The sequence below is a fragment of the Acinetobacter sichuanensis genome (assembly GCF_003024515.2).
In the GTDB taxonomy this organism is placed as follows: Bacteria; Pseudomonadota; Gammaproteobacteria; order Pseudomonadales; family Moraxellaceae; genus Acinetobacter; species Acinetobacter sichuanensis.
Window position 1 is genome coordinate 1 of the sequence record NZ_PYIX02000075.1, and the last position, 7,182, is coordinate 7,182.

The 7,182-nt window shown below is 35.4% G+C and carries 9 protein-coding genes and 2 pseudogenes; 4 read left to right on the top strand and 7 right to left on the bottom strand.

What is annotated here, in order from left to right:
- The 4 genes and pseudogenes from C9E89_RS21015 to C9E89_RS21030 form a co-directional block, all read right to left on the bottom strand.
- Positions 1-354, bottom strand: a pseudogene (locus C9E89_RS21015) (hypothetical protein); the annotation flags it as partial.
- A gap of 10 nt (positions 355-364) precedes the next feature.
- On the bottom strand, positions 365-1,087 hold the full coding sequence (locus tag C9E89_RS21020) for a Sak single strand annealing protein (protein ID WP_107010100.1): 723 nt from the start codon (positions 1,085-1,087) through the stop codon (positions 365-367).
- Positions 1,087-1,551 carry a hypothetical protein gene (locus tag C9E89_RS21025; protein WP_107010101.1) on the bottom strand — a complete coding sequence of 155 codons (465 nt, stop codon included), beginning with the start codon at positions 1,549-1,551 and terminating at the stop codon, positions 1,087-1,089. Before C9E89_RS21025 ends, C9E89_RS21020 begins: the two co-directional genes overlap by 1 nt.
- A 193-nt stretch (positions 1,552-1,744) precedes the next feature.
- Positions 1,745-2,974 carry an acetamidase/formamidase family protein gene (locus C9E89_RS21030; protein WP_107010102.1) on the bottom strand — a complete coding sequence of 410 codons (1,230 nt, stop codon included), beginning with the start codon at positions 2,972-2,974 and terminating at the stop codon, positions 1,745-1,747.
- 461 nt (positions 2,975-3,435) lie between these two features.
- On the opposite strand from C9E89_RS21030, the gene C9E89_RS21035 reads away from it, so the two are divergent.
- Positions 3,436-4,041 carry a sce7726 family protein gene (locus C9E89_RS21035; RefSeq protein ID WP_107010103.1) on the top strand — a complete coding sequence of 202 codons (606 nt, stop codon included), beginning with the start codon at positions 3,436-3,438 and terminating at the stop codon, positions 4,039-4,041.
- Here the strand turns inward: C9E89_RS21035 and C9E89_RS21040 are convergent.
- From C9E89_RS21040 to C9E89_RS21045, 3 genes are all read right to left on the bottom strand, one after another.
- A complete protein-coding gene (locus tag C9E89_RS21040) occupies positions 4,038-5,174 on the bottom strand; it encodes a beta family protein (protein ID WP_107010104.1) in 1,137 nt (378 codons plus the stop codon). The two genes, C9E89_RS21035 and C9E89_RS21040, sit on opposite strands and share 4 nt — an antisense overlap.
- A gap of 114 nt (positions 5,175-5,288) precedes the next feature.
- Positions 5,289-5,441, bottom strand: coding sequence for a hypothetical protein (locus tag C9E89_RS23415; RefSeq protein WP_171405194.1), 153 nt, complete (start codon positions 5,439-5,441; stop codon positions 5,289-5,291).
- 12 nt (positions 5,442-5,453) lie between these two features.
- On the bottom strand, positions 5,454-6,203 hold the full coding sequence (locus tag C9E89_RS21045) for an XRE family transcriptional regulator (protein ID WP_107010105.1): 750 nt from the start codon (positions 6,201-6,203) through the stop codon (positions 5,454-5,456).
- Between the two features lie 122 nt (positions 6,204-6,325).
- Between C9E89_RS21045 and C9E89_RS21050 the strand changes: the two genes are divergently transcribed.
- From C9E89_RS21050 to C9E89_RS23700, 3 genes and pseudogenes are all read left to right on the top strand, one after another.
- Entirely contained in the window at positions 6,326-6,559 is a 234-nt protein-coding gene (locus tag C9E89_RS21050; RefSeq protein WP_107010106.1) for a Cro/CI family transcriptional regulator, read from the top strand.
- 9 nt (positions 6,560-6,568) lie between these two features.
- A complete protein-coding gene (locus tag C9E89_RS21055) occupies positions 6,569-6,916 on the top strand; it encodes a ribbon-helix-helix domain-containing protein (protein ID WP_107010107.1) in 348 nt (115 codons plus the stop codon).
- Positions 6,913-7,182 (top strand): annotated as a pseudogene (locus C9E89_RS23700) (hypothetical protein); the annotation flags it as partial. The gene C9E89_RS21055 and the pseudogene C9E89_RS23700, both read left to right, overlap by 4 nt.

The window sequence follows — 7,182 nt, forward strand, 5'->3', positions numbered from 1 at the left end:
CGCGAGTTCAGTAGTAACCTCAGGCTCAACAACAGTTTCAACTTCTACAGCTGGAGCTTCAACTTCGATAGGATCTAATGAACCGCCGTTTAACGTGATAAATGCACGTGCATGCGCAATTGCATCATCAATTAAGTCATCAAAGCCTTGAATACACTCAGGTACTTCTAGATCCAATTGACCAATCGTCATAAAACGAGGTGCAAGGCAAAACTCGTAATCAGCACCGAAGAAGACCGTAGCAGGGAATTGACTCAACTCGCCAAAGTCGAGCAGTTGCCCGACTGCACGACACAACACTGCTTGACCAGATGACATTGTTTCAAAAGCTTGTTTAGCGTTTAAAATATCCATTTGTTATCCCTCAATGATGCATCGGTTGCTGTGGCGAGTTTTGGTTTCGTTGGGTTTGTTTGGTTGGCCAACCCATTTGATCTGAACGAGCTCGACAAGCTTTATTAATACTTGTTTCATATTTTGTGCCTTTAAACGTTCTGGCAGCTTTGAGTAGAACATCTCTATCTTCGGTTTTTTGGATAGTCGCTAAGGCAGAATCATAAATTTGTTGTTGTGTTCGAGTATCCTTAGGTTTTGGTGGTGCAGCTTGTTGTTGAACAGGCTGTTGCGTGTTTTGGTTTTGTTGTTGATTAGGCTGTTGTGAGCCTTGATTTTGCTCGTGCATAGTTGCTTGTTTTTCTTCTTCTGGTAAATCCTCACCAGCGTAGATATAAAGTCCTAAACCATGTACAGCAATTCCTTTAACAAGGCAACGCATCATTGCCTTGTTAATATCGACAGCATTAGGGTTAGCAATTGCCTTATTGCTATAGTTCATTACAGGTAAAAACATATACATTGTTTTCCCATAAACAGTGATATCGCAATGAACCATCATTGATCCATCAGGATAAACAACTGGCTCACGAAAGACCCAATTCGCTTGAGGATCTAGACGCATTAATTGGTCAACAGCCCAAGCCCACGATAAATAGGACAAGCCATTTTTCTTTTCGATATGCTTAGAAACATTAATAGCAGCGAGTTTTGAGAAATTATCTAGTTGTTCTGGAGTAGTAGATTCAGTCATTACACAGCCTCCACTAAATGATTACGCTCAATAAAACCAATCAACAAGTTATTGATATTGCGGTGGTCGAGTTGATCAGTGAAGTCGCGGTATGGATTGCCTTTCTCGTCAAAGACTTTGATTTGACCGAGTTCTTTAATTTCTACAGCAGTGAAGCCATAATTTACTGCGCCGTTTTCATCTTTATGTGCTTCATAGCTAAAAGGGAACTTTAATGTGAACTCATCAAGTTGAATCACAGCATAGCCAGTGCTTAATGAAGTGATTTCTACTGTTTGCACGGCATAAGTAGAAGGGATGTATTCAGATGCTAGAGGTGGTTTGTATTCAGTGGTTTTTTGGTCATATGCTAAAGCAACGATACCCGTCGTGAATAAAGCACTGAGTGTGCAAACTTGTAAAAAGCGTTTTGGCTGTACACGATGTGTAACAGCAGGGTTGATAGGATTTAGTTTTGCATTCATAATTGATCTCGCTAGTTGTAAAGGCACATCGAAGGTAAGAGAGCGATGTGCTTTTATTTTGTCTCATAAATATAACTATAGTTATTTTTATAGTCAATACTTAAAGCTATTTTTTATTTCTTTAGTTATATTTTTAATTATATTAGTCAAAAGAAAACCCCGCAATTGCAGGGTTTTTTGTTTCAATATTTAATTATTTTTTATTTTCTTCTTTAAACTCTTCAAAGTCTGCTTTACGAATCATGGCATGAATTCCTTTAGTTTTGTCTACAACTTGAGAAACTTGAAAATCAGTTGCTGCACTTAAATAAGCGTAAGCTATTTCCTCTTCTATACCAAACTCATTTTTAAGGAATGCAATAGCTTCACGAGTAGACTTCTTCATTGCTTCATCAAGGTCAGCATCTAAACCAGGAGTAATCCAGAATTCTGCATTTTCTGCTAAGGGTTGCTTAATCTCTTTACCAAGTATTTTGTCTCGACCTGATTTGAGTAGCGTAATTTTAAATGTAGCGCGAGTTGAGCCTTCAAGGGCAGTTAAAGAAACTTCACCATCTCCTTGAACAAAATGACCATCTCCAGTGTAAAACATAGCACCAGGTACTTGGACAGGGTAGTAGGCTGTTGCGCCAGCACCGAGTTCATTAATATCAATATTACCTCCAAAGAATGATGGTGGTACTGAATTCACAGGTTCACTTGTATTTGGCGCAACTCCCATGGTTCCCATAAATGGATATAACGGAAAGCGAATAGATTTTCCTGAAGCTGTTTTCATGACACCTTCATATTCACCTTTCACATTTTTTTCGATAGGGGTAAAGATAGAAACATTACCGAATGATGCAGGGTTATCAACTGAAGGGGTTGGACTTGCTGGTGTTTTAGGAAATTCACCAACCAGTGTACCTTTACCGTGTCGGTTTGAAACTACTCCATAAGGAACGCGAGGCTCAACTTTAAGAATCTCTACTTTTAGCACATCACCAGGCATGGCACCTTCAATCGCTACAGGACCTGTAATAATGTGTGGACCATCTTTAAAGAAGTCATGTTTTAGTTTTGATTGGGTAATTAATTTAGCTTCATCCAAAATAGAATCTGATTTTACACCTTTAGATTTAAAATACTTTTCTGCATCACGTCCTTGATCCTCAAGTAAACCCTCATGAGAAACTGTATCAAATGTTACTGTACTGCCAGATGGGATAGTTAATACAGATTTAGAGTCTTTGTTTGGCAAGTAGCCCCATTGAATTGTTGAAAGTGTAGATGGAACATAATAGTTACCAGCATAAGGTCCACTTTTAAGAATGGTAGGTTTATCAGAGATTTGTTTTAGTACAACAAAATCATCAGCATAAGCAGAACTAAAGATTGAGCAACCCACAACGAATAGTGATAAAAGTGACTTTTTCAAAATAAAAACTCCGTTCTTAAGTAAATTTTAAGATTTGTAGTTTTCTAATTGCAAATTCGATGCCAATTTAATATTTAAGAAATACACTCAAATTCTGGGATGAGAGTGAGACATGGTTATCGGTATTTTATCGAATATTATTATTTTGTATTTGATATTGCACAAGATTTGTATGGAAACTATTTTTTGATGCATAAAATGCACCTTTTAGTTACTTTCTGATTTTATTTACCTGAAACTAAAAAAGAAAAACCCGCAGAAGCGGGTGAGCGAATGATACTGAGTTATTACAGGCTATCCTTCAGTAGCCTTGGTAGTGATTATAGTTTTTCAGTATTACAGGTAAATTAAAACCCACACCGGGTGTGGTGAAATAAGCGATAATCGTAGATTCTAAACTTTCATTTTGTTAAAATCCAAACCAATTTTAGTAAGGGTGCTGAAATTTATGAGAGGTACATTAAATGCTTAATTTCGACAAAGCACTTGGTCCCATTGAAATTAGAGATCAACTAAGTTCATGGATTAAAACTAAACACAAAGCGAAACAGAATGATGTTTTAATTAATGAGTTAGGTTTTTATAATAAAAATCCTCACTCCTCAGTAGAGTCTACTTTTCGTGCTGACTTAGTACTTGCTAATGGGAGATTAGTTGGGTTTGAAATTAAATCCAAGGCAGACAATCTCAAGAGATGGGATCGTCAAATGCTTGCTTACAGCAATGTCTTTAACGAAATTTGGTTATGTTGTCATAGTTCTCATTTAAAAAAAGCTATTGAGACTACAGCATCTCATATTGGAATTTTAATGATTGATGATTTAGGATCTATTGCAATTTATAAAAATGCTTCTCCTAATAAAAATATAGATGCTTTTGATTTAACAAGTTTCTTATGGAAAGATGAGCTTCAAAATTTTGCGAGAATTCATAATATAGCTATTCGTTCATCTGATAATAAAAAGGTAATCAGAGAGCGAATAGCTACATTGATTGATATTAGCTTAATAAATAATTACGTTTTACAGTGCTTAAAAACTAGAGAACGCGCTTATCCTGTTTTAAGTTAATCCTCTTCTTCTTTTGGTCTTAAAATATTTTCAAAAAGTCCATTATTTAAAAGTTCATGCATCAATGTAATATGTTGATTGATTCTAATTTTATTCCAAACTGAGTTTGTTTTAGGTTCTTCAGTTTGTTGGCTAATTGCATAAATTCTACGATTTCCCCAACAGAAATCTGCACCATGTGATTGAAATTTAGAACTTTCTACAATTTTGTTAGCAATCCCGATAAATTTATCCCACTCACCACTATTTCCATATCTATATTGAAACCAGCCAAGATCATAAGCATAACCAGCAAATGGGATTGGTAAGCTCATAACAGCAGGATCATAATCATCAGACAAATCTTTCATGGGATTTGTAGAGGCATAATCTCCATAAATACAGTTGATATTAGGATCAATCTTATGAATTAACTGAGAAAAATAAGCCTGCCAAATTGGATCTATATTGGGTATTGTTAGTTCCTCATTTTTACCTGGGCGATCGTTTGGCCAAGAAGTACTTAAAGTTGAAATATGCTTAACATTGTATTTTATTGCAGCACTAGCACATTTCATTATCACCCCATCTGGACCCAGATTTGGAAGGCTATCAATTGAACATGTATCAATTATGATAAAGATTTTATTAATGAATTCATCAGGTATTGCATTCATAAGAGAGGAAAAAATGTTTAATTTTTTATCTAAATTAGAACTGTCTATAGAGTCAACTTCTAGTCTTATACCCAAATAACCAAAGTCATTTAAAACCTTTAGACCAAATTGGGTAACTGATCGCACATTATCTAAAGCTCCAAAACCTACTATTGGCTTAATTCGATTGTTTAAGTTGAATAATTTTTGAAAAAATTCGTATTTAAAGTGGTAATGATTTTCTGAGTTATTCAGTAGTGGAGCTATACCTGAGACACTATCAAGGGTATACCGCGAGTTATCAATCCACAATGCACCGCCTTCCCAGTCATTTAAAAATCGTTCTATATCTTTAATTGAATCAGAATTACTTCTTAATAATAAAAATGGAGATATTTGATCTTTTACATTCTTATCAAGCTCGGTTAAAGCAGCCAATTCAAAACGACTTGTTCTAATAGCAGGTAGATATTTAATATTATTTAATAAATTATACATTTCTTCTCCACCCGATCTGTTTGAAAGAGCTGCGTCGGGTTCGCAGTTTTAATTATCCATTTTCTTAGGAAACATTGGTTTTCCCAATTTCCCTTCATTACACAACTGATTAATTTACTCCATCGTATAAACAGGGATAAGTCTGAAGTCACCGATTCGATCAGCAAGCACTTTAACCTCATCCACTAATAGCTCTAAACTTGTTTTATTCTTAGATGCTTCACGAATCTTGTCTAAAACATTATTAATTGGATATTGATTAGTCATATTGTTGTTTCCTTAAGGCTTAACCAAAGCCAACTCTAAACGTCCTACAAAATTAATTTCATTAAGCTGTTCATTCGTTATAAATTCATCTGGATATCTATTCTTATCAGGATTATCACTCGTAAGCTTTACCGTATTAGATCCATAACTCACAAAAACACGCTTCATTCTTAACTCATGATTGTGAGTAAACACGTAAACATTGCCATTTTTTAAATTATTTGGATCTTTATCAGAAACATCTACAAACAATGGGCTATCTGGAGCAACAGTCGGGTACATGCTGTATTCAGCAGAATAGATAATTTTGAGATGACTAGGATTTATCTGTACACCCATAAGTTTTAACAACACAGGGTCAATTTCAAGATAATCGCTTGCATCTTCTAGAAAATTTTCAATACCTGAACCACACGATGCTTTTACATCCTTATAAATAGGAATACGCACATTACCAGGGCGACCTTTTGTATCTGCACTTCTAAACTCAACTGGAGCGAAGTGAATATCACCTTTACAACTACTATTAGATTTATTTCTCGCTATTTCACTTTGATTAGATTCGGAAGTAGTTCCTGTTGTTAGCCAATATGGATCAACTCCTAAAAAATCTGCGATTAGTGGCAAAAAAGCAGACTTTTGATTTCTACCTGATTCCAATGCTTGGTATGCAGGTTGTGACATTTTTACAGCTTCAGCAACTTCAAGTTGAGTCTTTTTAGCTTTTTTTCTCGACTCTTTTAGACGCTCTTTAAGTGACATAAGACTTACACCAAATAATTTATAACAATATATAACTTTGGTTATATAGGATCAAACAACTATAGTTATTGATTTAATATAGCTATAGTTATATTATTGGTTATATCTAAGGAGATATAACTATGACTGAATTAGGCAAAAATAAGTTTCAACGTTTAGTTGAGCATTTTGGCGGACAAGAAAATACAGCGAAAGCATTGCAAGTAAGACAGCCTGCCGTATCAGCTTGGGTTCGTGGAACTAGAAAAATGTCTGAGTTAGTAGCGATTCGTGCACAGGCTGTAACCAATGGTGAATTTAAAGCAAGTGAGCTTTGTCCTTCATTAAAAGAGAGTTTAGAGCAAATAACCATATAGGAGGTGACAATGTCATCAGTATTAACCCAGCCTAAGTTAGATGTATCAGCATCAACTCGATTACCACCTGATTGGCTTGAAGCTATCAAAAGTAGCGGTAAAAGCCGTAGTGATTGGATTCGTGAGGCGATTAAACAAAAACTCATAGATGAGAACCTTCTTGATTTAGACGAATCTCAGTTTTCGCATAAAAGTGAATGTATACCAACGTATACATTGAATACTTTGTATACATCAAAGAATACAAATGTATTCGGAGCATTATTAAGTTTTTTTAAGAAACAACGGGTACAAAAAAAGCCTGAGTTCGCGGCTCAAGCTTTTTCTGCTCATCAATCACAAGGATCAATGAAATGACAAAGCCTAATATATCAAAACACCCATGCACTAACAAGTGCAGCGAGTTCCAATGCAATAACTGTTTCATTATGGCGAATTCGCCAGAATTAGAATCGGCTGAAAGTGATTTCTTAGTTGGTGATGTAGTTGTGTACATTGATGCATTCATGCCTAACGATCTTATGACAGTTCACAAGGTTCAAACTAGAAACGATCATTACTGGTTAAACGGGCAGTGCATTTATAAATCATGGATTAGAACTGCGACAGTCGCTGAACTTCAC

Bases quoted from the DNA above. Each gene is read 5' to 3' on its own strand.
- C9E89_RS21020 (WP_107010100.1), bottom strand. From the start codon at position 1,087: ATGACTGAATCTACTACTCCAGAACAACTAGATAATTTCTCAAAACTC.
- C9E89_RS21025 (WP_107010101.1), bottom strand. From the start codon at position 1,551: ATGAATGCAAAACTAAATCCTATCAACCCTGCTGTTACACATCGTGTA.
- C9E89_RS21035 (WP_107010103.1), top strand. From the start codon at position 3,436: ATGCTTAATTTCGACAAAGCACTTGGTCCCATTGAAATTAGAGATCAA.
- C9E89_RS21040 (WP_107010104.1), bottom strand. From the start codon at position 5,174: ATGTATAATTTATTAAATAATATTAAATATCTACCTGCTATTAGAACA.
- C9E89_RS23415 (WP_171405194.1), bottom strand. From the start codon at position 5,441: ATGACTAATCAATATCCAATTAATAATGTTTTAGACAAGATTCGTGAA.
- C9E89_RS21045 (WP_107010105.1), bottom strand. From the start codon at position 6,203: ATGTCACTTAAAGAGCGTCTAAAAGAGTCGAGAAAAAAAGCTAAAAAG.
- C9E89_RS21050 (WP_107010106.1), top strand. From the start codon at position 6,326: ATGACTGAATTAGGCAAAAATAAGTTTCAACGTTTAGTTGAGCATTTT.
- C9E89_RS21055 (WP_107010107.1), top strand. From the start codon at position 6,569: ATGTCATCAGTATTAACCCAGCCTAAGTTAGATGTATCAGCATCAACT.